The sequence below is a fragment of the Nitrospirillum guanabarense genome, assembly GCF_034653355.1.
Taxonomy (GTDB): domain Bacteria; phylum Pseudomonadota; class Alphaproteobacteria; order Azospirillales; family Azospirillaceae; genus Nitrospirillum.
Genome location: NZ_JAYEER010000004.1, coordinates 640001 through 662872, shown reverse-complemented (window position 1 = coordinate 662872; position 22872 = coordinate 640001). Strand labels below are relative to the sequence as shown.

The window sequence follows — 22872 nt, the reverse complement described above, 5'->3', positions numbered from 1 at the left end:
GGGCATGGCCGCCCTTGAAATTTCGTGAGCGTGTTCGCTTGACACGCCCGCCGGATGCCGCTTTTATCCTGCCCATCATGACCGACTTCGCGACCACCCTGCTGCTTCTTATGAACCCGGCCTCCTGAGAGGACCGGGGATTTCGTCATAAGTCTGCGCAAGGTTCGCGAGTTTCCCAAATGTCGTGTCATGCCGCCCCCAGGGGCTTTTCTGCCAAAGCCAGCACCGCCGCCAGCGCCCAGCCGCTGAGCCTCGCCGCGCGCCCGCTCCTTACCGGCGGTCGCCGGGCCTGACGGCCATCCGGCGGCTGTACCCTTGGCCGTATTCACCTCCCCCGACTGAATACATAGCAGCAGAGACGCCCTGACCATGTTGCGCGATCCCTCCACCAAATACCGCCCCTTCGCCCACGCGGACCTGCCCGACCGCACCTGGCCGTCCTGCGCCATCACCCAAGCGCCGCGCTGGCTGTCCACCGACCTGCGCGACGGCAACCAGGCCCTGATCGATCCCATGGACGCGGAGAAGAAGCAGCGCTTCTTCGACATGCTGGTGAGGATCGGCTTCAAGGAGATCGAGGTCGGCTTCCCCTCCGCCTCGCAGACCGAATTCGATTTCGTCCGCAGCCTGGTGGAGGGCGGCAAGGTCCCCGACGACGTCACCGTCCAGGTGCTGACCCAGGCGCGCCGCGACCTGATCGAGCGCACGTTCGAGAGCCTGCGGGGCGCCCCCCGCGCCATCGTCCACATGTACAACGCCATCTCCCCCGCCTGGCGCCGCATCGTCTTCGGCATGGACCGGGCCGGCATCAAGGACATCGCCGTCAAGGGCGTGACCATCATGCGCGAGCAGGCGAAGAAGTATCCCGAGACCGACTGGATCTTCGAATACTCGCCCGAGACCTTCAGCACCGCCGAGCCCGATTTCGCCCTGGAGGTGTGCGAGGCCGTGCTGGACGTGCTGCAGCCCACGCCCGACAAGCCCGTCATCCTGAACCTGCCGGCGACGGTGGAGGCCGCCGGCCCCCACATCTACGCCGACCAGATCGAGCGCTTCTGCCGCCAGATCAGCCGCCGCGACAGCGTCATCATCAGCGTCCACCCGCACAACGACCGGGGCACCGGCGTGGCGGCGGCGGAACTGGCGGTGCAGGCCGGTGCCGACCGTGTCGAGGGCTGCCTGTTCGGCAATGGCGAGCGCACGGGCAATGTCGACCTGGTGACCCTGGGCCTGAACCTGTACACCCAGGGCGTGGACCCGGGCCTGGACTTCTCCGACATCCAGTCGGTCGTGCAGACGGTGCAGTACTGCAATCAGATCCCGGTGCACCCCCGCCACCCCTATGCCGGTGAGCTGGTGTTCACCGCCTTCTCCGGATCGCACCAGGACGCCATCAAGAAGGGCTTCGCGGCGCAGGCCGGCCGCAACGATCAGTTCTGGGACGTGCCCTACCTGCCCATCGACCCCACCGACCTGGGCTGCGGCTATGAGGCCGTCATCCGCGTCAACAGCCAGTCGGGCAAGGGCGGCATCGCCTGGGTCATCGAACAGGACAAGGGCCTGAAGCTGCCCCGCCCCCTGCAGATCGACTTCAGCCGGGTGATCCAGGGCTACGCCGACGAGACCAGCCGCGAGCTGACCGCCGCCGACATCTGGTCCATCTTCCAGGACACCTACTGCCTCACCGGCCTGCAGCGTTTCGAGCTGATCGACTATCAGGAGACGGGCACCGCCGGCAGCAAGGAGCGTATGTTCGTCGGCCGCGTCAGCGTGGGCCGGGAGGAACGCAGCATCAGCGGCCGGGGCAATGGTCTGCTGTCCAGCGTGCTGGCCGCCCTGAAGGTCGATTGCGGCGTGGACCTGGACATCGTCGATTACCAGGAACACGCCATCGGCCACGGCGGCGACGCCCGCGCCGCGGCTTATGTCGAATGCCGCACCGGCGACGGCCGCAAGGTCTTCGGCGTCGGCATCGACACCGACGTCGCCACCGCCTCCGTCCGCGCCGTGCTCAGCGCCGCCAACGGGGCGGGCTGATCAACCATGGTTCAGGGTCGTCCCGCCTGCGGACGACCCTGGCGCCTGCGCTAAGTCGATGAAAGCGCGCAGGCGGGTGAGCAAATGGGCCGATCCTTCGAGGAGGGCCGTCCCGTCGCTATTGCGCCTGATCGCGCGCGAACTGCTGCGCGCACAGCCCTTGCGGCTTCCAATCCTGGATCAGGGTGGTCGGCGGCCGGGCGGCATCGTGCAGGATCAGGGCGAAGCCATGGCGCGGCGCCGTGCCGATGGCCATGAGCAGCATCGGCGGGCCGCCTTCGACCACCAGGCTGTTGCCCGGTCCCCGCTCCTGCCGCGCACCGGCCGGCGTCTCCAGGCATGTATCCCCGGTCAGCGCGTAGAAGGCCTCCGGTCCAGAATGCACGTGCAGGGGCGCCGTCATGCCGGGCGTGAAGACCGAACGCAGATATTCCGCCGAATAGGAGGCCGCGGAGGTCACCGGCAGGGGCCCGATGTCTGCCACATGCGTACTGCCCTGCGGGGGCCGCCATCCTCTCCCTTCGATGGTGAACAGCCAGACCTTGCCGAAAGCGGCGACGACGCTGCCCGTCTTGCTGGCCACCGCCTCCGCCGCCGCCTTGGAGGGGAAGGTGTCCAAGTGCCAATAAATGTCGCCTTCCGGCAGGGCGGCGATGTTCTGGTGGGCCATCAGGCAGGCGGGGCCGGCCGCCTCCTCCACGCCGCAAGGCCGGGCGGTCGCCTGTCCGAAGGCGGGACCAGCCACCAGCATGGCGGCGACAACAGCCCCGACAGCATATGCTTTGCCCATAAGCCACTCCCCCCAATGGATGGCACAGCATGTCCATCCCAAGGGCGGCGGCGCAATGTCTCCGGGTGGATACAACTTTTCATTAGGCCATCAATCGTGCGAAGGGGTTGGGCGCCGTGCGAACCTCCCCCCTGCCCGCCGCCCCCTGCCGTCTACGCCGCGCCTTTTTCCGCCTTGCGCGCGGTGAAGCGATTGACGGGGATCTCCAGCCCCAGATTGTCGCGGAAGGTCTCGCCCTCATACTCCCGGCGCAGCAGGCCGCGGTCCTGGAGGATGGGCACCACCGTCTCCACGAACACGTCCAACTGCTTGGGCAGCGCCTCGAAGAAGACGAAGCCGTCGGCGGCCTTGGCCTCCAGCCACTGCTGGAACTTGTCGGCGATCTGTTCCGGCGTGCCGACGAAATTGCCGCGCGGGGTGGCGAAGCGCTGGGCGACCTGGCGCAGGGTCAGGTTGTCCGCCTTGGCGGCCGCCACGATCTTCAGCACGGCACTCTGGGTGCTGTTGTACGCATCGGCCCCGACCTCGGGGAATGGAGCGTCCAAGTCGTACTGGCTAAAATCGTGGTCGTTGAACGGCCGGCCCAGCATGGACAGGGCATTCTCGATGGACACCAGGTTGGCCAGTTCCTGATACTTGGCCTCGGCTTCCGCCTCGGTGGCGCCCACCACCGGCGCCACGCCCGGGAGGATGAACACCTTGTCCGGATCGCGGCCGAAGCCGGCGGCCCGCGCCTTCACGTCGGCGTAGTAAGCCTGGGCCTCCACCAGGTCGTCCTGGCCGACGAAGATGGCGTCGGCGTGCTTGGCGGCGAAGTTCTTGCCATCGTCCGACGCGCCGGCCTGGAAGATCACCGGCTGTCCCTGGGGCGAACGGGCGATGTTCAATGGCCCCCGCACCTGGAAGAACTCCCCTTTGTGGTCCAGGGTGTTCAGCTTCTTCGGGTCGAAGAAGACGCCGCTTTCCTTGTCATGGACCAGGGCGTCATCCTCCCAACTGTCCCACAGGCCCTGGACCACGTCCAGATACTCGGCCGCCAGGCGATAGCGCTGGTCGTGGGCGAGGTGCTGCGCCTTGCTGTAGTTGGCGGCGCTGCCCTCCAGCCAGCTGGTGACCACGTTCCAGCCCGCGCGGCCGCCGCTGATATGGTCCAGCGAGGCGAACTGCCGCGCCACGTTGTAAGGTTCGCTGTAGCTGACGGTCAGGGTGCCGACCAGACCGATATGGCTGGTGGCGCCGGCCAGCGCTGACAGGATGGTCAGCGGCTCGAACCGGTTCAGGTAATGGGGGCTGGACTTCTCGGTGATGTAGACGCTGTCGGCCACGAACAGGAAGTCGAACTTGCCCTTCTCCGCCACCTGCGCCTGGCGCTTGTAGAAGGCGAAGTTGGTGCTGGCGTCGGGCTGGGCGTCCGGGTGGCGCCAGTCACCCCAGGTGCGGCCCACGCCATGAAGGATGAAGCCCAGTTTCAACCGCTTGCCCGCACTCATGATCGCCTCCGCTGAAATCGAGGCGGTCAGCATCCGGGCCGAACCGGCGCCACACAAACAAGTCTTCTCAATGTGACCGTTGAGTGGCGCCGGGAATGGTTGGTTGTCAGAACTTCTCCACCCACGGGCGCAGTTCCACTTCCCAGGTCCAGGCGCTGCGATGCTGGGTGTGGACGTGCAGGTATTCCCGGGCGATGGCGTCAGGGTCCAGCCACTTGTCCGCCGGCCCGTCCTCGCCCGGTCTGGACCAGCTGCTGGCCACACCGCCGTCGATGATGAAATGGGCGACGTGGATGTTCTGCGGCGCCAGCTCCCGCGCCAGGCTTTGCGCCATGCCGCGTAAAGCGAACTTTCCCATGGCGAAAGGTGTGGAGCCGGCCAGGCCCTTCACGCTGGCGGTGGCGCCGGTCAGCAGGATGCTGCCCCGCCCCAGCGCCCGCATGCGCACGGCGGCGGCCTGCGCCACCAGGAAACCGGCGTAGGCGGAGACGCGCAGGCTGTCCAAGACCTGGCCGGGGTCCAGATCCTGCACGGCGCCGCGCGCCCGGGTGCTGGCGTTGAACACCACCAGCTCCGGCACGCCCAGGTCGGTGTCGACCAGCTCGAAGAGGCGGCCCACCGCCTCGGGCTCGGCGGCATCAACGGCATAGGCCCGGGCCCCCGTTTCCGCCACCAGGTCGGCCAGCTTGTCCGTGTTGCGCGCGGCCAGGGCCACACGGTAACCCTCATGGGTCAGCAAGCGGGCCAAAGAGGCGCTGATGCCCTTGCCCGCGCCAACGATCAGCGCTGATTTCCGGGTCATGACGCGTACTGCGCTTCGCCGTTGCCGAAGGACCAGTTCTCCTTGGGCACCTCGACCAGGTTGATGAACACGTCCTCGCGCCGCAGTCCCAACCGGGCGTGCAGGCCGTCGGCCACCGCCTTGTAGAAGGCCTTCTTCACCTCCACCGTGCGGCCCTGGTTCAGGGTGATTTGGATGATCACCGTGTCGCGGGTGCGGTTAATGCCCAGGTAGGTCGGGTCGGCCACGAAGTCGCTGTCACCATGTTCGGTGATGATCTGGAAGCGGTCGTCCTTGGGCACGTTCAGGGTGCTGAGCATGGCCTCATAGATCACCTCGCCGATGGCGTGGCGGTACTCGGCTGATTTGCCTTTGACCAGGTCGATGCGGGCGAGCGGCATGGATGTTCCTCCGGTTCAGGCGGCCCCTGCCCGGTTCGGTTTCGGGGCGCGGACGAAGCATGCCTGATTTACGGGTAATTGCCCATATGGTCGTTGACAGCGGCCGCGTCGGCGCGCCTGATAGGCTTGCGCCCTTTTCCCCGGGACCGTTCATGCCTGACACCACCGCCCCCGATACCCGCCCGACCGACATGCCAGAGTCCACCCAGTGCAACTGCGCCGCCTTGCGTCAGGCCTCCCGCCGGCTGACCAAGTTTTATGACGCGGCGCTGGCGTCCACCGGCCTGGGCATCAACCAGTACTCCATCCTGTCCCGCCTGAACCGCCACGGCCCCAAGGGCATCCAGGAACTGGCCGCCATGCTGGCCATGGACCGTTCCACCCTGGGCCATCTGCTGCGCCCACTGGAGAAGCGCAACCTGGTGCGCCTGACCATCACGCCAGCGGACAAGCGCCGCCGGGTGCTGGTGCTGACGGCGGAGGGGCAGGAGCTGGTCGCCCAGGCCCAGCCCCTGTGGACGGTGGCGCAGCGACAGTTCGAGCAGGCCTTCGGCAGCGACAACGCCCTCGCCCTACGCACCGTGCTGCGCCAGGTGGAGACGGCGAACCTGGCGGAATCGGATAATAAAAGGCAGCCGGCGGTTAGTCCTGACCACCAGTGATTAAATAAAATCCAATATAACGATATCAAGATAGCGGCAGAACGCCGCAGTACGCCGGCACGCGACAGGAGATTGGGTTAACGGGGGTGGCAATCGGATAGGTAGGTCCCATGTTTCTTCCAATAAAGGGGTATCCCTTGTGGGAAATAGACAGGGACCCCAGCGCAATCCGCTACCGGAGCCGCCATGCCGCGCCTTGTCGACCTTTCTTTGCGCACCCGCATCTTCTCGGCCTTCGCTTTGGTCCTGCTGGTGACCCTGGGCCTGGGGCTGTTCGCCCTGGAGCGCCTGTCCCGCATCGAGCGAGCCGCCGCCGACCTCGGCACCGACGCCCTGCCCTCCATCGTCGCCAGCAATGAATTGCTGCAGGGCGTGCTGGAGGCCCGGCGCTTCCAGCAGGGAATGCTGCTGGCCACCGATGACGCGGCGCGAGCCGAGCAGGAAAAGACGGTGGCCCAGGAACTGGACCGTGTGGCCAAGGGTCGCCGGGCCTACGACCCGCTGATCACCATCGAGCGACCACAGATGGACCAGTTCGACACGCTGTGGCCGCGGTTCCTCGCCTCCTCCACCCAGGTCATCGATGCCCTGCACAAGGGTGACCGGGAAACGGCGCTGAAGCTGTACGCCGGGGAGAACCGGGAACAGACCCGCGCTCTGATAAAGGTGCTGACGGAGACGGCGGACCTGAACTACCGCGCCGGCCAGGACGCCTATGCGCTGCTGAGCCACACCACCGGCATCTCACGCCTGGGCACGGTGCTGGCGCTGGCCTTGGCCCTGGCCATGGCCTTCACCGCCGGCGCCGTCACGGTGCTGACCACCGGCCGCCCCACCCGCCTTCTGACGGCGGCGATGACGCGGCTGAGCGAGCGCCAACTGGACACCGCCATCCCCGGCACCGACCGGCAGGATGAGATCGGCGCCATGGCCCGTGCCGTCGAGGTGTTCCGCGACGGCCTGGTGGAGGCCGACCGCCTGGCAGCCGTCCAGCGGGAGGCGGAGGCGGCCAAGGCCCGGCGCGTCGCCGCCATCGACAGCCTGGTCAGCGATTTTGATCGTCAGTCCTCGCATATCCTGCACCAGTTCAGTGGCGCCGCCGCCGAGCTGGACACCGCGGCGCAGAGCATGTCCGGCGTGGCGGAGGAAACCAACCGCCAGTCGGCCAGCGCCGCGGCCGCCGCCGACCAGACCACCGCCAACGTCCAGACCGTGGCCGCGGCGGCGGAAGAGATGGCGGCCAGCATCGCCGAGATCAACCGACAGGTGGTGCACGCCCAGGCCATCGCCAGCCGCGCCAGCCTGGACGCGCGCGAGACCATGGCCACCGTCGCCGGCCTGACCGACGCCACCCAGCGCATCGGCGAGGTGGTGACCCTGATCCAGGCCATCGCCGAACAGACCAACCTGCTGGCGCTCAACGCCACCATCGAGGCGGCGCGGGCGGGTGAGGCCGGCAAGGGCTTCGCCGTCGTGGCGGCGGAGGTCAAGGGCTTGGCCAACCAGACGGCCAAGGCGACGGGGGATATCGCGGCGCAAATCATGGCCGTGCAACAGGTCTCCGCCCGCACCTCCACCGCCATCCAGGCCATCGGCGCGGTGATCGAGGAGGTCAACGGCATCTCCACCTCCATCGCCGCCGCCATGGAGCAGCAGGGCGCCTCGACGACGGAGATCAGCCGCAACGTGGGCCAGGCCGCCACCGGCACCCAAGGCGTGGCCGACGCGCTGGGTGCCGTGACGGAAGCCGCAGCCCAAGCCGGCGTGGCCGCCACCCAGGTGCTGGGCGCCGCCCACGATCTGTCGGAACAGTCCGGCGTGCTGCAGACCCACGTCAGCCGCTTCCTGGCCGCCATCAAAGCCACGTGAGCACGAAAGCCGGCGGTGGGCGATGGCCCGCCGCCCGCGTTCCCTTGTCAGGGCAGCGGCCGGCGTTGTTGGCCAGGGTCGGCTCCGGCAGGTCCCCCCTCGGACGATGGCCCCGCCCATTGGCGGGGCGCGAGATTTCCCCCAAAAGAAACCCATCCCCTCGAGTTACCCGGAAAGAGATGGCGCCGCGCGGGTGCGGGCGCGCAACATTAATGCATTAATTAATAAGGACTTAAGACAGAGCCCCAATACTTCGGATCATCTTGACCACCCGGAGGCCGCCGATGTTTTCCAACGTCCGCATTTTATGGAAGATCGTCATCATCGTCGCCGCCATGGGCCTGGCGGCCGGCGGCATCGGCGCCGCCGGGCTGATCGGACTGCGCACCATGGCGGACAACGCCACCGAGATCCAAGCCGCCGGCAACGCCGCCACCCTGAGCGCGCGCATGAGCCGCGAACTGTCGACCATCAACCGGCTGGAGTACAGGGCGCTGGCCCTGCCGGAGGAATGGGAAGACGCGGTCAAGGCCAAGGACGTGGCGACGGCCACCCTGCTGGGCCGGCTGGACGCCCTGGAAACGCTGGTGACCCCGAATGAGCGGCCGCAGTTGGACGCGGTGCGCGCGGCCTATGCCGACTACGCCCCGGTGATGGGGACGCTGTTCGACAAGGTGCGCCGGGCCCGCGACAGTGGGGGCGACACGCGCGCCGGCCTGGTGGACGCCATCCACAACTCGCGCGCCCATGTCGCCGCCTTGCAGGACAAGATGAAGGCGCTGGTGGACACGTTGGAGCAACGGTCCGTCGCCGTGAATGAGGGCGCCCAGCGCGCGGCCCGGCTGGCCACCCGCCTGATGGTGCTGCTCGCGGCATTGGGTATCGCCGCCGGCCTGGCGGTGGGCTGGCTGGTGGCCCGGCACGGCCTGTTGCGCCCCATCACCCTGGTGGTGGGCAGTCTGCGGAACCTGGCCGACGGCAAGCTGGAGGCCGAGGTGCCCTGCGCCGACCGAGGGGATGAGATCGGCGACATCGGCCGCGCCGCCCTGGTGTTCCGCAACAACGCGCGGGAGGCCGACCGCCTGCGCACCGCCCAGGCCGCCGAGCAGCAGGCCAAGGCCCGCCGGGCGGAAGCGCTGGAGGGCCTGGTCGCCCATTTCGAGGCCCGGTCGGCCGACCTGGTGCACATGCTGGCCAGCGCCGCGACGGAGATGGAGGCCACCGCCACCTCCATGGCCGGCCTGGCCGACCAGACCAACCAGCGCTCCGGCGCCGTCGCCAGCGCCTCGCACCAAGCGGCGCTGAACGTGCAGACGGTGGCCGCCGCGACGGAGGAGCTGGCCCTGTCGGTGAAGGAGATCGCGCAGCAGGTCGCCCATTCCCGCGACATCGCCGACCAGGCGCAAGTGGATGCGGAGGACACCCGCGTCACGGTGGCCCAGCTGGCCGACGCCGCCCAACGCATCGGCGGCATCGCCCAGCTTATCGCCGGCATCGCGGCACAGACCAACCTGCTGGCGCTGAACGCCACCATCGAGGCGGCGCGGGCGGGCGACGCCGGCCGCGGTTTCGTCATCGTCGCCAACGAGGTGAAGTCGCTGGCGACGCAGACGTCCAAGGCCACGGACGAGATCGCCGGCCGGATCGCGGAGATCCAGGCCCTGACCGGCCGCACCGTGGGCGCCATCGACCACATCAACGGCACCATCGCCACCCTGTCGGGAATCGCCGTGGTCATCGCCTCGGCCGTGGAGGAGCAAACCGCCGCCACCAACGAGATCGCCCGCAACGTGAACGAGGCGGCGCGGGGCGTGGGCGACGTCTCCACCACCATCACCGACGTGAACCACGCCGCCATCACCACGGGCGACGCCGCCGGCCAGATCGTCGACGCGTCGGGCCAGCTGTCCCGCCGGGCGGAAACCCTCAACCGCGAGATCGCGACGTTCATCAACGGCGTTAAAGCCGCTTAGGCCACCGCCGAATAACCTTAACCAACTCCCGCCTTGGAGGGCGCCGGCGATCACCGTATGGTGCCACCGGTTACCGCCCCATAGCTGGAGCCCAAGACATGCAGTCCCTTTATCGCGCCGCCGACGACCGTTACGAGACCATGCCCTATCGCCGCTGCGGGCGCAGCGGCCTGGACCTGCCCGCCATCTCACTGGGCCTGTGGCACAATTTCGGCGGCGCCGACGTCTTCGAGACCGGCCGCGCCATCCTGCGCCGGGCCTTCGACCGGGGCGTCACCCATTTCGACCTGGCCAACAACTACGGCCCGCCCTACGGCTCGGCCGAGGAGAATTTCGGCCGGGTGATGGCCGGCGACTTCAAGCCCTACCGGGATGAGATGATCATCTCCACCAAGGCCGGCTACGACATGTGGCCCGGCCCCTACGGTATCGGCGGATCGCGCAAGTATCTGATCGCCAGCCTGGACCAGAGCCTGCGCCGCATGGGTCTGGATTATGTCGACATCTTCTATTCCCACCGCGTGGACCCGACCACGCCGCTGGAAGAGACCATGGGCGCTCTGGCCCAAGTGGTACGCCAGGGCAAGGCGCTGTACGTCGGCATCTCCTCCTACTCAGCCGACATGACGGCGCGGGCCGCGGCCTTGCTGAAGGAGATGGGCACGCCCTGCCTGATCCATCAGCCCAGCTATTCCATGCTGAACCGCTGGATCGAAGGCGGCCTGCTGGACACGCTGAAGGACGAAGGCATCGGCTGCATCGCCTTCTCCCCCCTGGCGCAGGGCCTCCTGTCCAGCAAGTACCTGAGCGGGGTGCCGGCCGACGCCCGCGCCGCCAAGGGCGGGTCCTTCACGGAAGACATGCTGACGCCGGCCGCGCTGGAGCATGTGCGCGCCCTGAACGCCATCGCCGAGCGGCGCGGCCAGACACTGGCGCAGATGGCGATATCCTGGGTGCTGCGCGACACGCGCGTCACCTCCGCCCTTATCGGCGCGCGCACCGTGGCCCAGCTGGACGACAGCCTGGATGCCCTGGGGAACCTGGCCTTCACGGATGCGGAGCTGGCGGAGATCGATGCCCACGCGGTGGACACCGGCCTGAACATCTGGCAGCGCTCCTCCGACGCCAGCACACCGGAGTGAAGCCCGGACGCTTCCCGGACAAAGTGATGCCCGCGCTCCGGATGGGGCGCGGGCATCCAGTATGGCGGTGCGGGCGGGGGGCCGCAGGTACCGCCCATGGGGAGGAAGGCGACGGGGTGATGGGGAGTGTGGGGGACATCCCGTCGCCGCAAGGAAAAGCTACCCCAGGTGGCGGCCGCCGCTCTTGCATGCCTTATGGATGTTTTGTCTGAAAGGGGCGCCTTGTCGGCCTGCCGGGTCAGCCCAACAGGCGCGCCATCTCCGCTTTCACGGCCGGCGCGCGGCGCAGCAGGATCAGATCCACCTCGTCATTCAGATCCTGCCTGCGGAAATACTCATCATCCAGCCCGTCGCGCTTGAGCGGATGGCCATCGGCGAATGGCGCGCGGCCCCGCGCCCGTTTGCGATCGAATTCCATCCGAGATTTGACGGAATAGTGGTGGATGTACAGCCGGGCGTGGGAGATGGCGGGCGTGAAGCCGAAATCGCGCAGTTCCACGGGCGTTCCGGTATCGTCGACATAGTGGCACCCGTCCCGCAGGCGACCGGAATGGATGAGCATGCGGTCCAGCGCCGCCGTCCGCACCAAGCTCTTCATATGCACATGCCCATGGTACATCGCGGGGGCGCAACGGATGAAACGCTCGATCACCAGCCGGCCGTCCGGCTGCTGATGACCGCTGGAGCCGAAATAGCGCCAATTGAGCGCCACGCCGCCCACCGCGGGATCACGGCCATAGGATGCCACCGACGCCGGCAGGGACAGGCCCGGCCGGCTGACGACGAACTCATCGGCGTCGATGAACAGCGCCCAGTCCGTGTCCGGTCCGTAATAAGTCAGGAAATGATTGTAGGCCCGCAACTGCGGCCCCACCATCGTGTCCCCCCACCAGTTGAAGTCGCGGGGGTCGTCGAGCGACAGCACCAGGTCGCGGGCCTCGAAAAAGGCTAGGCTGCGGCTGCTGGGCGCCGACGGCCAATCGATGACGGTGATACCGGCCCGGCCGGCGATGCGGTCCAGCACGGCGCGGGTGTCGTCGCTGCTGCCGTTGTTATAGATGACGAAGCGCTCGACGCCCATCAGACGGTGGTACGCCACCCATTCCAGCAGGAAAGCGCCCTCGTTCTTGACGATGGCGCAGATGGTGACCCGGGGCGCGCCAACCTCTTCCCCAACCTCCAGCGCATGCCAATGCGACCGCCAGTCATCAGCATATTTGGTCGCATGCATGTTGCTCATAAAGGGGCGGCACCGCGCTTGTTTAGTTCCAAGCGTTTATAGGTCGCGCCTCAATGGTTGTGCCATCATCCCTCCGCCCTACCCCGTACTTCATAACAGTGACAGTTTTGCGGAAAATCGCCGCCTTACGCGACGACCGCTCAGCGCTCGATACGGTAGACGAAGGCGTGGTCGCCCGGCGCCCGCTTCGACACCACCAAATGCAGGCCGTCCTCATCCTGGTGGAAGACCAGGGCCTGGCCGGCCCCGCCATCCAGCAGGGTGACGGCCTTCACCGGTTCCCCCGCCGGCAGGGCGTGTATGATGGCCTTCCCCTCTTCCGGCCAGCCCATCTCGATGGCGTAGAGGGTGCCGTCCTTGGTCGTGAAGCGGAAGTCCTCAGGTCCGAAGGGCTTGTCAGTCTCCCCCTCCTTGAACGAGCCGCTGGCCATCCGGGCCGGCCCCTCGCCGAATTGGCGCCAGGGTCGGGTGCCGTAGATCGCCTCGCCATTGGTCTTCAGCCAGGCCCCGATGGCCAGCAGGCTGTCCTGCGCCTCCTGCGGGATGGTACCGTCGGCGCGGGGGCCGATGTTCAGCAGCAGGTTGCCATTCTTGGAAACGATGTCGGCCAGCAGGTGGATGATCTTTTTCGGCGACTTGTACCGCTCGCCCTCGATATAGCCCCAGCTGTAGTCGCCCAGCGAGGTGCAGGTCTGCCAGACGCGGGGCTGGATGTCGGGCATCAGGCCCCTTTCCACGTCGGCCACGCCGCTGCCGTCCGCCAACGCCCCTTCCTTGTAATTGACCACCGCCGAGCCGCCGCGCCGACTTTGCGTGTTGTAATAATACGCCAGGAACTTGGGCAGGGTGGTGCGGAAGGCCGGATGACTGATCCACCAGTCGAAGTAGATGAGGTCGGGGTGATAATCCTCCACCAGCTCCGCCGTGCGCGCCAGCCAATCGTCCAGCCAGGCGGGCGAGACGTGGGTGAAATCACCCATCATCTGGGCGTCGCCCGTATCCTCCGCCGTCAGCCGCGCCTCCGCCGGGCCATAGAGATCGGCGTAGCGCGGGTCGTTCACGTCGGAGGCGATCTTGCGCCCCTCGCCGAAAAACCAGTCGTGCTCCGCCCGGTGCGAGGACAGGCCCAGGTGCAGGCCCTGGGCCCGCACCGCCCGCACCAAGTCACCGATAAGGTCGCGCTTGGGGCCCATGCGCAGGGCCGACCAGTCGGACAGGCGGGTGGCGTACATGGCGAAGCCGTCATGATGCTCCGCCACCGGCACGACATAGCGGGCGCCGGAGGCCCGGAACAGGCTGGCCCACGCGCGGGGATCGAACTTCTCCGCCTTGAACTGGGGGATGAAGTCCTTGTACCCGAACTTGTCCGGGGTGCCGTAGACCGCCAGGTGGTGCTGGTATTCCTTGCTGCCCTGGATGTACATGCGGCGCGAGTACCATTCACTGCCGAAGGCGGGCACGGAATAGACGCCCCAGTGGATGAAGATGCCGAACTTGGCATCGGCATACCAATCCGGCATCTGCCAGGTACGCAAGGAGATCCAATCGGGCCGAAACGGGCCGGCGGCATCGCTTGCCGCCACCTTCTTCAGCAGCGCCTCGCGCTCCCGCGCCGCCCTGGACGAGGCCTGGCGCCAAGTGGCGTCCATCTGCTCCGGCGTCGAGGTGGTCGCGGTGGGGGCCGCAGTGGGGGCCGGGGCGGCCGGCGGCGCGCCCTGGGCCAGGGCCCCGGCCGGTGTGAGGAAGGCGGCCCCCAACAGCAGGGCGCCCGCAGGCCCGAAACGGCGCCCCGCCCAGCGGAAGAATGAAGGCGTCATGGTCGGTGCCATCCGTCGTTGTGAGCGAAGCGGGACCAGCCTCTCATATCGGCCGTCGTGCGGCTGCATCCAACACGCATGTCACCGCGCCCGTACCGTCGCCTTGGCCCACTGGTGTGACGATCCTCAAGTGCGGACCTCAAATGCGGGATTGTGTCCAGGGCGCCGATGCCCCACCATCCCGGCGCATAAACTTTGTAAATTTAAATAAGGAATTGCCCGGATGTCCGCGCCTGTGCCCTCCCGAGCCACCGACCTGCACCCGTCGCTGGGCGCGAGCCTGTCGGGCACGAACCTGGAACGGGCGGGGGACCACAACCAGCGGGTCATGCTACAGGCCATCCGGGTCAGCGGCCCCATCACCCGGGCGGAACTGGCCACAATCACCGGCCTGACGGCGCCGGCCATCGCCAACATCACCAAGCGCCTGCTGAACGACGGCCTGATCATGGAAGTGGGCCGCCTGCATGGCGCCCGCGGCCAGCCGGCCATGCGCCTGGCCATCAACCCGGACGGCTGCTACTCCATCGGCGTCAACATCGACCGCGACCATGTCACCGTGCTGGTGCTGGACCTTCTGGGCCAGGTGCGCCATCGCGCCACCTTGGATGTGGACTTCCCCTTGCCCGACGCCGTGGCCGCCTTCTTCAAGGAGCAGGTGGACACGCTGCTGGCCGGTGGCACCTTCCCGCGGGATCGCATCGTCGGCATCGGTGTCGCCATGCCCGACGATCTGGGCCGGGTGAACCTGCCCAATCGCCCCGCCAGCTATGAGGCCTGGAACACCGTCAACGTCGCCCGGCTGTTCTCCGCCATCCTGCCCCTGCCGGTGTTCCTGGAGAATGACGCGGCGGCGGCGGCCCTGGGTGAGCTGCAGTTCGGCCACGGCCTGCACGACCCCAGCTTCTTCTACATCCTGATCAGCCGGGGCCTGGGTGGCGGCATGGTCATCGATGGGCAGTATTTCCGCGGCGCCCAGGGCCGTAGCGGTGAGATCGGCTTCCTGCCCGTCTCCTCGCCCCGCACGCCGGCGACCTCCTTGCAGGAGGCGGTGTCGCTGTCGGCCCTGTTCGGCTTCCTCAAGGCCAATGGCTATCCGCTGTGCCAGCCGGATGAGCTGGCCGGCCTGGACGCCGCCGGCCAGGCGTTGGTCGCCCAGTGGCTGGATTTGGCGGCCGAGTTGCTGACCGTGCCCATCATCGCCGTCAGCTGCCTGGTGAATCCTGAAGCGGTATTCCTGGGCGGGCGGTTGCCCACCACCCAATTGGACCGCCTGGCCCAACTGATCACCGAACGGCTGCAGGCCCACACCGGCGCCATTCCCGTCATCGCGCCGGTTTATCGCGCCGCCACCGCCATGGATGCGCCGGCGGTGGGTGCCGCCATCCTGCCCTTCAACGACCGCCTGCTGCCGTCGCGCACCGCCCTGATGAAGACCGCCGCCGCGTGATGGTGCGCCAGTCCGGCAAGGGCCGGCATCTTATGGGATTAATATTTCAATTTTCATTCTTGATACGCCGCGCTACGGTCCTGCCTCCCCTGCGTGGCCGTTGGCTGGCCGAGGATTTGATTCAGGTCGGCATGGATTTCGGCGGCACCACGATCGAGGCGGCGGCGCGGGCCGCCGACAATGGCCGCGTGTCCCGGGCTGTACGCCCGCGCTTGTTCACCGACACGGGGGACGCCAAAGTCGCCCCCGCCCGACAAATCGCCTGATTCCAGACTTCAAGGAACCCTTGCCATGCCCTCAACCGCTCTCCTCGACGCCGCCGCCGTGCGGGGCCAGTTGAAGGCCTGGCTGGTGGAGCGGGCCTATCCCCTGTGGTGGGAGGTGGGGGCGGATCGGGTGAACGGCGGCTTCCATGAGAAGCTGGACCTGGACGGCAAGCCCACCAACGACGCCCGCCGGGCGCGGGTGCAGGCCCGCCAGGTCTATTCCTATTCCGTCGCGGCCAAATCCGGCTGGAACGGCCCGGTGCGCGAGGCGGCGGAGCATGGCCTGACGTTCTTCCTCAACCATTACCGCCGGCCCGACGGCCTGTTCCGCACCAAGGTGGCGCCGGACGGCACCGCCCTGGATGACACCGTGGTGCTGTACGACCAGGCCTTCGCCCTGTTCGCGCTGGCCGCCGCGCAAAGCGCCACGCCGGAGAACCGCAGGGCGGAGGAGATGGCCGTGGCCCTGCGCCAGCGGCTGCTGGACACGCTGCACCACGCCCAGGGCGGGTTCGAGGAGAGCCACCCCCGCACCCTGCCCCTGCTGTCCAACCCCCACATGCACATGCTGGAAGCGTCATTGGCCTGGATGGAGCAGGGCGGCGACGGCGGCTGGCGCGACCTGGCGGAAGAGATCGTGGGCCTGGCCCTGACCCGCTTCATCGACGACGACATGGGCGGGCTGAAGGAGTTCTTCGACGGCGACTGGCGGCCCCAGGCCGGCACCCCCGGCCGCATCGTCGAGCCGGGGCACCAGTTCGAATGGTCCTGGCTGATGCTGCGCTGGGCCGCCCTGACCGGCAGCAAGGCGGCCGCCGACGCCGCCTGGCGCATGATCGCCATCGGCGAGGGGCCGGGCGTGGACCCAGCGCGCGGCGTCGCCATGAACGCCCTGCTGGACGACCTGACCCCGCACGACCCCGTCGCCCGCCTGTGGCCGCAGACGGAGCGCATCAAGTGCGCCGTGCTGGCGGCCCTCGCCACCCGCGACGACGCCGACCGCAGCGACACCTACTGGACCATGGCGGCCAACGGCGGACGCGGCCTGATGAAGTATTTCGACACGCCCGTGAAGGGCCTGTGGCGCGATCGCCTGAACCCCGACGGAACCTTCGTCGAGGAGGCCGCACCCGCCAGCAGCTTCTACCACATCGTCTGCGCCATCCAGGAACTGGACCAAGGCCTGGCCATGGCGGGGCACCCGGGCTGAAGCGCTCCTGTTGATCCCCATCCGGCGCCGCATTAGGGTCGCCCCACAATGAATAAACAGGGGCAGTGACAATGCGGCGTCTGATCGTCCTGATGGGTTTGCTGACGGCCATCCCCGCCTGGGCGGCGGTGGAGCGGGTGGAGATCACGGAGCGCACGGTGCTGGCCGACGGCGTCCCCTTCGGCGCTGTCGGCACTTATGAAAAGATCCGGGGCACGGCCTGGATCGCCCTGGACCCCGCCCTGCCGGCCAACGCCCGCATCACCGACTTGGGGTTGGCGCCCCAGGACGATCACGGCCACGTCGTCTTCGCCACCGACTTCCTGATGCTGCGTCCCACCAACGCAGCGGGGCGCAACGGCGCCCTGTTTTATGACGTCAACAACCGGGGCGGCATCGCCGCCCTGGGCCAGGTCAACGGCCGTGTCCCGGCGCACAACGACCCGACCACCCTGGCCGACACCGGCAACCGCTTCTTCTTCAAGCGCGGATACACCTTGCTGTGGTCGGCCTGGACCTGGGACGTGCAGCCGGGTGGCCCGGGCGACAGGCCCTTCATCCTGAAGCCCCCCGTGGCCAAGGCGAAGGATGGCAAGCCCATCCTGGGCAAGGCCGCCTACGAGTTCATCGTCGACAAGCCGGCCAAGACCGCGGCCTATGTCGGCATGAAGGGCACCCCCTACCCCTTCGCCACCGAGGGCGCGCCCGACGCCGTGCTGACGGAGCGGGATGGACCCGACGCGCCACGCCACCCCATCGCCCGCGGCAAATGGACCTTCGTGGAGAACCCCGACGGCGGCCTGCCGGTGGAGGTGCGCATGGAAGACGGCTTCCAGACCGGCAAGATCTATGAGGTGGTCGTCCCCTCCCGCGACCCGTATGTGGTCGGCGTGGGCCTGGCCGGCATCCGCGACCTGCTGTCCTTCTTCAAGACCCAGCCCTTCGCCGGGCAGCAACCGTTGGATCGCGCCCTGATCTTCGGCATCTCACAGTCCGGCCGCGTCATCGACACCATGCTGTACAATGGCTGGAACCGGGATGAGGAAGGACGCCCGGCCTTCGACGGCGCCTATGCCCAGGTGCCCGGCGCTGGCAAGGGCGCCTTCAACCAGCGCTTCGGCATGGCCACCCGGCATTTCAGCCCGCTGGTGGAGCAGATCTACTTCTCCGACGCCTTCCCCTTCACCACCACGCCCTCGACCGACCCGGTAACGAAACAAACCGGCTCCCTGTTGGACGGCGCGCGGGCGGCCGGGCCGCTGCCCAAGATGATCTTCGCCAACACCTCGGCGGAGTACTGGAACCGTTCCGCCTCCCTGCTGCACATCACGCCGGATGGCAAGGCGGACGCCGCCATCGACCCGTCCGCCCGCATCTACCTGCTGGCGGGATCGCAGCACTATGTCGGCCGCAGCCATGAGCGCTGGCCCTACGCCGCCTGCGTCAACACCACCAACCATTATCCGGTGGAGCGCGCGCTGGTGGTGGCGCTGGACAACTGGGTGCAAGGCAAGGCGGCGCCGCCGGATAGCGCCGTGCCCAAGCTGGCGGATGGCACCCTCATCAGCGCCGAAGCCTACAAGGCCGCCTTCGCCAAGGTGCCCGGCCTCACCCCGCCTCTCAGCCCCCTGATGCCGCCGCGCCTGGATTTCGGTCCGCGCTATGCGCAGGGCATAGCCGACACCGTGCCCCCCGCGCGGGGCCAGCCCTACCCCACCCGCGTGCCCGCACCTGACTCCGACGGCAACGACCGGGGCGGCATCCGGCAAGTGGAGCTGGAGGTGCCACTGGGCACGCACACCGGCTGGAACCTGCGGGCGCCGGAGACAGGCTTCGGCGCCTACCAGGGTCGCTTCGACGGGTCCTTCGTGCCCTTCGCCCGCACGGAGGCGGAGCGGGCGGCGGCCCATGATCCCCGGCCGTCGCTGGCCGCCCGCTATCCCACCCGCCAGGATTTCCTGGACAAGGCGCGGGCCGCCATCGCCCGCGAGGTCGCCGCCGGCTGGGTGCTGGCGGAGGAGGCGGACGACCTGTTGGCCGACCAGGGCGCGCTCTATGACCGCATCATGGCCCGCGATCCAGCCGACACCGGTTGCGGCTATCTTTTCCCCGGCTGAGCCCCCGCCCCGATCAAGGCGCCCGGCGGACAAAACCAGTTTGCCGAGCGCAACGCTCATTCCCAGAATAATCTAGGGATTTCAATATTCCCGCCGGATATGGTGGACCGTTGCCACCAGGTGGGGAGACATGGATCGATGAACGCCAAGGCTGACTGGCCCCGCATCGAGGCCGCGCTGGACCAGCTGCTGGACCTGCCCACCAGCAGCCGCCCGGCCGCCTTGCTGCGCCTGGCCGGCGGCGACGCCACGGTCCTGGCCGAACTGCGGAAGCTGCTGGACCAGGCGACGCGGGACGAGACATGGCTGGACCAGCCGGCCGCGCAGGCTTTCCTCACCGACGGCCCGGCCATCCCTTACACCAGCTTGGGCACCGGCCAGCGGGTCGGCGCCTACCGCATCCTTGAGCCCATCGGCCGGGGCGGCATGGGGGAGGTCTACCGGGCGGAACGGGCCGACGGCCATTTCGAACAGCAGGTGGCCCTGAAGCTCATCCGGCGGGAGGCCATCGACCATATCGACCGCTTCCAGGCGGAACGGCAAATCCTGGCCAACCTGGATCACCCGACCATCACCCGCATCCTGGACGGCGGGATGCACGACGGCCAACCCTACATGGTCATGGAGCTGGTGGAGGGCCAGCCCATCACCGCCTGGTGCCGTGATCACAAGGTCGGGCTGGATGGCCGCCTGGCGCTGTTCCTGGCGGTCTGCGACGCGGTGGCCTACGCCCACCGCAACCTGATCGTCCACCGCGACCTGAAGCCCGGCAACGTGCTGGTGACCCCCGATGGCCAGGTGAAGCTGCTGGATTTCGGCATCGCCAAGCGCATTGTCACCGGCCAGGAAGCCAACCCCGACACCCTGCTGGCTCCCCTCACCCCCGGCTACGCGGCGCCGGAACAGTTGATGGGCGGGCCGGTCAGCACCGCCACCGACGCCTACGCCCTGGGCATGCTGCTCTATGAATTGCTGGCCGGCGCCCGGCCCTGGACGTTGGAGGGCATGCCCCTGGCCCGGGCCGTGCGCACCGCCCTGCAGGAGGTGCCCCCGCCCCTGTCCCAATTCGCGGCGCGGGCCGACGGCCCTCCGCCGGTGCCGGTGAGGAAGCTGGCGGGGGACCTGGACGCCATCGTCGCCAAGGCCCTGCGCAAGGAGCCGTCCCAGCGGTACGGGACCGTCGACGCCCTGGCGCGGGACGTGGAGCGCACGCGCGACGGCCTGCCCATTTCCGCTCGGTCGGGTTCACGGCGCTACGTCCTGGGCCGCTTCATGAAGCGCCATCGCCTGCCCCTGGCCGCCGTTGGACTGCTCACATTGGCCATCCTGGGTGGCCTTGGCGGCGTCACCTGGCAATATCTGCGGGCGCAAAGGGCCGTGACCCGGGCGGAGACCATCAAGGCCTTCGTCGTCAGCCTGTTCGGCGCCACCGATGCCGGTTTCCCGACCGACCGGCGCCGGCGCGAGGTGCCAGCGGAAACGCTGGTGGATCTGGGGGCCCGGCGGGTGGAGCGGGAATTCTCGCAGGACCCCGGCCTGGCCCTGGAGCTGTATGGCATCACCCGCCAGCTTTATCAGTCGCTGGACGACGCCGAAAGCGCCACCCGGATCGCCGAGCGGCGAACCGACCTGGGGCGCAAGCTCTACGGCGAGGACGCTCCCGTCGTCATCGACTCCCTGTTTGATGAGGCCTGGGGCGCCATCACCGCATATGACATGGACAAGGCGCGGCAAGTCATGGCGACCCTGGATGCCATGCTGCACACCTCCGGCCGCGACGACACGGCGTATCGCGCCCAATGGTGGATGGCGGAGGCGGCGCGGCTGAAAGGCGAGCCCGACAGCCAGACGGCCCGGCGGCAGGCGCTGGACCAGGCGACGGCGCTCTATGAACGGCACGCGCCGGACGACCCGGACTATATCAGGGCCCTGCAGAACGCCGCGATCCTGCGCATGCAGGCGGGCGACTACGCCGAGGCGGCCACGCTCTATCAGAAGGCCCTTGATCACCGGTTGGCGACCGACGGGGCGGGCGGCGTCGGAATCGCCACCATCCTGGTCAACCAGGCCGTCATTTTCGAGCGCCTGGGCCGCACCGGCGAGGCGGAGCGGAATTACGAACGGGCGGCCCCCCTGGCCTTGGCGGCTGACGGCGTCGGTCCCTCTTACTGGTTCGCCTTGGCCCAGCGCGCGAAGTTGCTGCACAAGCTGGGCCGGCGCGCCGAGGCATTGGCGCTCTACGACACGCTGCTGGCGCAAATCCGCGACAACCCCACGCCGGAGTCGCCCCGCATCCGTACCACCGCCGCCCAGGTCCAGCTTCTGTACGCCAACAGCCTGACGGCGGAAGGACGGGCGGCCGATGCCTTGCCCATCCTGGAACGGCTGCGGCCCATCTTTGAAAGCCAGCCCGACGACCCGCGTGACATGCGGCGACTGAGATTGGCGCTGGCGCTGGCCCACGCCAATCTCGGCCGGGAGGACGCGCGCGTCCTGCTGTCCCAACTGCTGGCGGAAAACATGGCCAAGGAACCCAACGGCCAGGACGCGCAGGATCTGCGCGGCCAGTGGGGATGGTACCTGCTGTCCCAAGGGAACACGGCGGAGGCGGCGCTGATCTTCGATGAGGCGATCCGTGACGAGACGCGACTGCGCCCCACCTCCATCACACCGACCCTGGCCTGGACCGGGCGGGCGCGATTGATGCTGCGCCAAGGAAAGGCGGCGGAGGCGGCGGCTGACGTCGAACGCGCCCAGGCCGCCTACGACGGCTTGCGCGCGGCGCACGACGTCCGCATCCACACCAGCCTGCTGCTGACCCGCAGCGCCGTGCGCCTGGCCGGTGGCGACCGGGCGGGCGCCGCGCGGGACGCGGCCACGGCGCTAGCCGACGCCCAGCGCACCGACGCGCCGGGCAGTCCGCTCATCCGCCAAGCGCGCGACGCGATGGCCGCCGCCGGGGAGGAAAGCCAACCGCATTAAAAAATTTATATGTCCCTGTCCGGTTTGGTCCAGCGGCCGGGTTTTTCCTCGGGTGTGCCCACCCGCCGAACCCCACCGGCCGAACGGAGTGCCCATTGGGGAAGCCTCGGCGCCATCCGAAAGGAAGTCCCGGACATGTCGTATCCCGCCCTCCAGGCCGACTATACCGCGGCCCCCTTGAATCCGCCCTACGCCCTGCCGCCGGAAGCGGCCTGGGAAGAGATCACGGACCTGTCCGTCAACGATAGCGCCGGCCTGGGCGACCACAAGACCAGCGCGCAGGTCGTCCACCTGGCACGGCGTTTCCATCTGCCGGCGGGAAAGCGCCTGGCGGTGGATTGCCGGCATGCCGACGCCAGCTTGAGCGTGACACGATTGCGTTCCCCTGTGGCCGGCCTGGGGCTCCAGGGGCGTCCCACCTTGCCGTTCGAGCCTGAGGACACCTTCCTGGTCCTGGTGCAGTTGACCCCGCTGGCCGGCCATCGGTCGTGGCGCGGCGGGCGCGAGACCGTGGCCGGTCCCTGTGCCGCCGGCGGCGTCTCCATCGTCCATCTGGATCAGCGGCCCCGCTGGCTGATCCCATCCGCTTTCGACATGCTGGCGGTCTGCATGCCCCGGGCGGCGCTGAACGAGCTGTCGCGGCGA

The 22872-nt window shown here is 68.3% G+C and carries 17 protein-coding genes (1 of these 17 running past the window's edge); 11 read left to right on the top strand and 6 right to left on the bottom strand.

Going from position 1 to position 22872, the window contains the following annotated elements; all coding sequences use genetic code 11:
* The first annotated feature begins 369 nt into the window (after positions 1–369).
* Positions 370–2037 (top strand): 2-isopropylmalate synthase, encoded by a 1668-nt coding sequence (leuA, locus tag UAA55_RS21035; RefSeq protein ID WP_322955138.1) that lies wholly within the window; start codon positions 370–372, stop codon positions 2035–2037.
* Between the two features lie 118 nt (positions 2038–2155).
* Here leuA and UAA55_RS21030 read toward each other — a convergent pair whose 3' ends face one another.
* The 4 genes from UAA55_RS21030 to UAA55_RS21015 form a co-directional block, all read right to left on the bottom strand.
* On the bottom strand, positions 2156–2827 hold the full coding sequence (locus UAA55_RS21030) for a hypothetical protein (protein WP_322955137.1): 672 nt from the start codon (positions 2825–2827) through the stop codon (positions 2156–2158).
* Between the two features lie 152 nt (positions 2828–2979).
* Positions 2980–4317, bottom strand: coding sequence for an LLM class flavin-dependent oxidoreductase (locus UAA55_RS21025; RefSeq protein WP_322955136.1), 1338 nt, complete (start codon positions 4315–4317; stop codon positions 2980–2982).
* Positions 4318–4423: 106 nt separating this feature from the next.
* Complete coding sequence (locus UAA55_RS21020; RefSeq protein WP_322955135.1) at positions 4424–5119, bottom strand: SDR family NAD(P)-dependent oxidoreductase; 696 nt, start codon at positions 5117–5119, stop codon at positions 4424–4426.
* Entirely contained in the window at positions 5116–5499 is a 384-nt protein-coding gene (locus UAA55_RS21015; protein WP_322955134.1) for a tautomerase family protein, read from the bottom strand. Before UAA55_RS21015 ends, UAA55_RS21020 begins: the two co-directional genes overlap by 4 nt.
* Before the next feature lie 152 nt (positions 5500–5651).
* On the opposite strand from UAA55_RS21015, the gene UAA55_RS21010 reads away from it, so the two are divergent.
* The 4 genes from UAA55_RS21010 (at position 5652) to mgrA (ending at position 11145) form a co-directional block, all read left to right on the top strand.
* Positions 5652–6161, top strand: coding sequence for a MarR family winged helix-turn-helix transcriptional regulator (locus UAA55_RS21010; RefSeq protein WP_322955132.1), 510 nt, complete (start codon positions 5652–5654; stop codon positions 6159–6161).
* Positions 6162–6347: 186 nt separating this feature from the next.
* Complete coding sequence (locus UAA55_RS21005) at positions 6348–8030, top strand: methyl-accepting chemotaxis protein (RefSeq protein ID WP_322955130.1); 1683 nt, start codon at positions 6348–6350, stop codon at positions 8028–8030.
* A 284-nt stretch (positions 8031–8314) separates the two neighbouring features.
* Entirely contained in the window at positions 8315–10003 is a 1689-nt protein-coding gene (locus tag UAA55_RS21000) for a methyl-accepting chemotaxis protein (RefSeq protein WP_322955129.1), read from the top strand.
* 98 nt (positions 10004–10101) lie between these two features.
* The gene (gene mgrA / locus UAA55_RS20995; RefSeq protein WP_322955128.1) at positions 10102–11145 is read left to right on the top strand and encodes an L-glyceraldehyde 3-phosphate reductase; all 1044 of its coding nucleotides are present in this window, start codon (positions 10102–10104) and stop codon (positions 11143–11145) included.
* Between the two features lie 238 nt (positions 11146–11383).
* Here the strand turns inward: mgrA and UAA55_RS20990 are convergent, their stop codons facing one another.
* Positions 11384–12385 (bottom strand): glycosyltransferase family 2 protein, encoded by a 1002-nt coding sequence (locus UAA55_RS20990; RefSeq protein ID WP_322955127.1) that lies wholly within the window; start codon positions 12383–12385, stop codon positions 11384–11386.
* Positions 12386–12525: 140 nt separating this feature from the next.
* Complete coding sequence (locus tag UAA55_RS20985) at positions 12526–14202, bottom strand: alpha-L-fucosidase (RefSeq protein WP_322955126.1); 1677 nt, start codon at positions 14200–14202, stop codon at positions 12526–12528.
* Positions 14203–14425: 223 nt separating this feature from the next.
* Here UAA55_RS20985 and UAA55_RS20980 point away from each other — a divergent pair, with 223 nt between their 5' ends.
* From UAA55_RS20980 to UAA55_RS20955, 6 genes are all read left to right on the top strand, one after another.
* Entirely contained in the window at positions 14426–15652 is a 1227-nt protein-coding gene (locus UAA55_RS20980; RefSeq protein WP_322955125.1) for an ROK family transcriptional regulator, read from the top strand.
* The gene (locus UAA55_RS20975; protein ID WP_322955123.1) at positions 15649–15918 is read left to right on the top strand and encodes a hypothetical protein; all 270 of its coding nucleotides are present in this window, start codon (positions 15649–15651) and stop codon (positions 15916–15918) included. Before UAA55_RS20980 ends, UAA55_RS20975 begins: the two co-directional genes overlap by 4 nt.
* Positions 15919–15943: 25 nt before the next feature.
* On the top strand, positions 15944–17128 hold the full coding sequence (locus tag UAA55_RS20970) for an AGE family epimerase/isomerase (RefSeq protein ID WP_322955122.1): 1185 nt from the start codon (positions 15944–15946) through the stop codon (positions 17126–17128).
* 71 nt (positions 17129–17199) lie between these two features.
* Complete coding sequence (locus tag UAA55_RS20965; RefSeq protein WP_322955120.1) at positions 17200–19245, top strand: alpha/beta hydrolase domain-containing protein; 2046 nt, start codon at positions 17200–17202, stop codon at positions 19243–19245.
* Positions 19246–19383: 138 nt separating this feature from the next.
* Positions 19384–22227: a serine/threonine-protein kinase gene (locus UAA55_RS20960; RefSeq protein WP_322955118.1), complete on the top strand. Its 2844-nt coding sequence runs from the start codon at positions 19384–19386 to the stop codon at positions 22225–22227.
* A 135-nt stretch (positions 22228–22362) separates the two neighbouring features.
* On the top strand, positions 22363–22872 hold the 5' portion of the coding sequence (locus UAA55_RS20955; RefSeq protein WP_322955116.1) for a helix-turn-helix transcriptional regulator. It continues 528 nt past the right edge of the window; the window shows 510 of its 1038 coding nt (coding positions 1–510); it begins with the start codon at positions 22363–22365; its stop codon lies beyond the right edge, outside the window.

Coding starts and splice junctions, on each gene's coding strand:
- leuA (WP_322955138.1), top strand. CDS start 370: ATGTTGCGCGATCCCTCCACCAAATACCGCCCCTTCGCCCACGCGGAC.
- UAA55_RS21030 (WP_322955137.1), bottom strand. CDS start 2,827: ATGGGCAAAGCATATGCTGTCGGGGCTGTTGTCGCCGCCATGCTGGTG.
- UAA55_RS21025 (WP_322955136.1), bottom strand. CDS start 4,317: ATGAGTGCGGGCAAGCGGTTGAAACTGGGCTTCATCCTTCATGGCGTG.
- UAA55_RS21020 (WP_322955135.1), bottom strand. CDS start 5,119: ATGACCCGGAAATCAGCGCTGATCGTTGGCGCGGGCAAGGGCATCAGC.
- UAA55_RS21015 (WP_322955134.1), bottom strand. CDS start 5,499: ATGCCGCTCGCCCGCATCGACCTGGTCAAAGGCAAATCAGCCGAGTAC.
- UAA55_RS21010 (WP_322955132.1), top strand. CDS start 5,652: ATGCCTGACACCACCGCCCCCGATACCCGCCCGACCGACATGCCAGAG.
- UAA55_RS21005 (WP_322955130.1), top strand. CDS start 6,348: ATGCCGCGCCTTGTCGACCTTTCTTTGCGCACCCGCATCTTCTCGGCC.
- UAA55_RS21000 (WP_322955129.1), top strand. CDS start 8,315: ATGTTTTCCAACGTCCGCATTTTATGGAAGATCGTCATCATCGTCGCC.
- mgrA (WP_322955128.1), top strand. CDS start 10,102: ATGCAGTCCCTTTATCGCGCCGCCGACGACCGTTACGAGACCATGCCC.
- UAA55_RS20990 (WP_322955127.1), bottom strand. CDS start 12,385: ATGAGCAACATGCATGCGACCAAATATGCTGATGACTGGCGGTCGCAT.
- UAA55_RS20985 (WP_322955126.1), bottom strand. CDS start 14,202: ATGACGCCTTCATTCTTCCGCTGGGCGGGGCGCCGTTTCGGGCCTGCG.
- UAA55_RS20980 (WP_322955125.1), top strand. CDS start 14,426: ATGTCCGCGCCTGTGCCCTCCCGAGCCACCGACCTGCACCCGTCGCTG.
- UAA55_RS20970 (WP_322955122.1), top strand. CDS start 15,944: ATGCCCTCAACCGCTCTCCTCGACGCCGCCGCCGTGCGGGGCCAGTTG.
- UAA55_RS20965 (WP_322955120.1), top strand. CDS start 17,200: ATGCGGCGTCTGATCGTCCTGATGGGTTTGCTGACGGCCATCCCCGCC.
- UAA55_RS20960 (WP_322955118.1), top strand. CDS start 19,384: ATGAACGCCAAGGCTGACTGGCCCCGCATCGAGGCCGCGCTGGACCAG.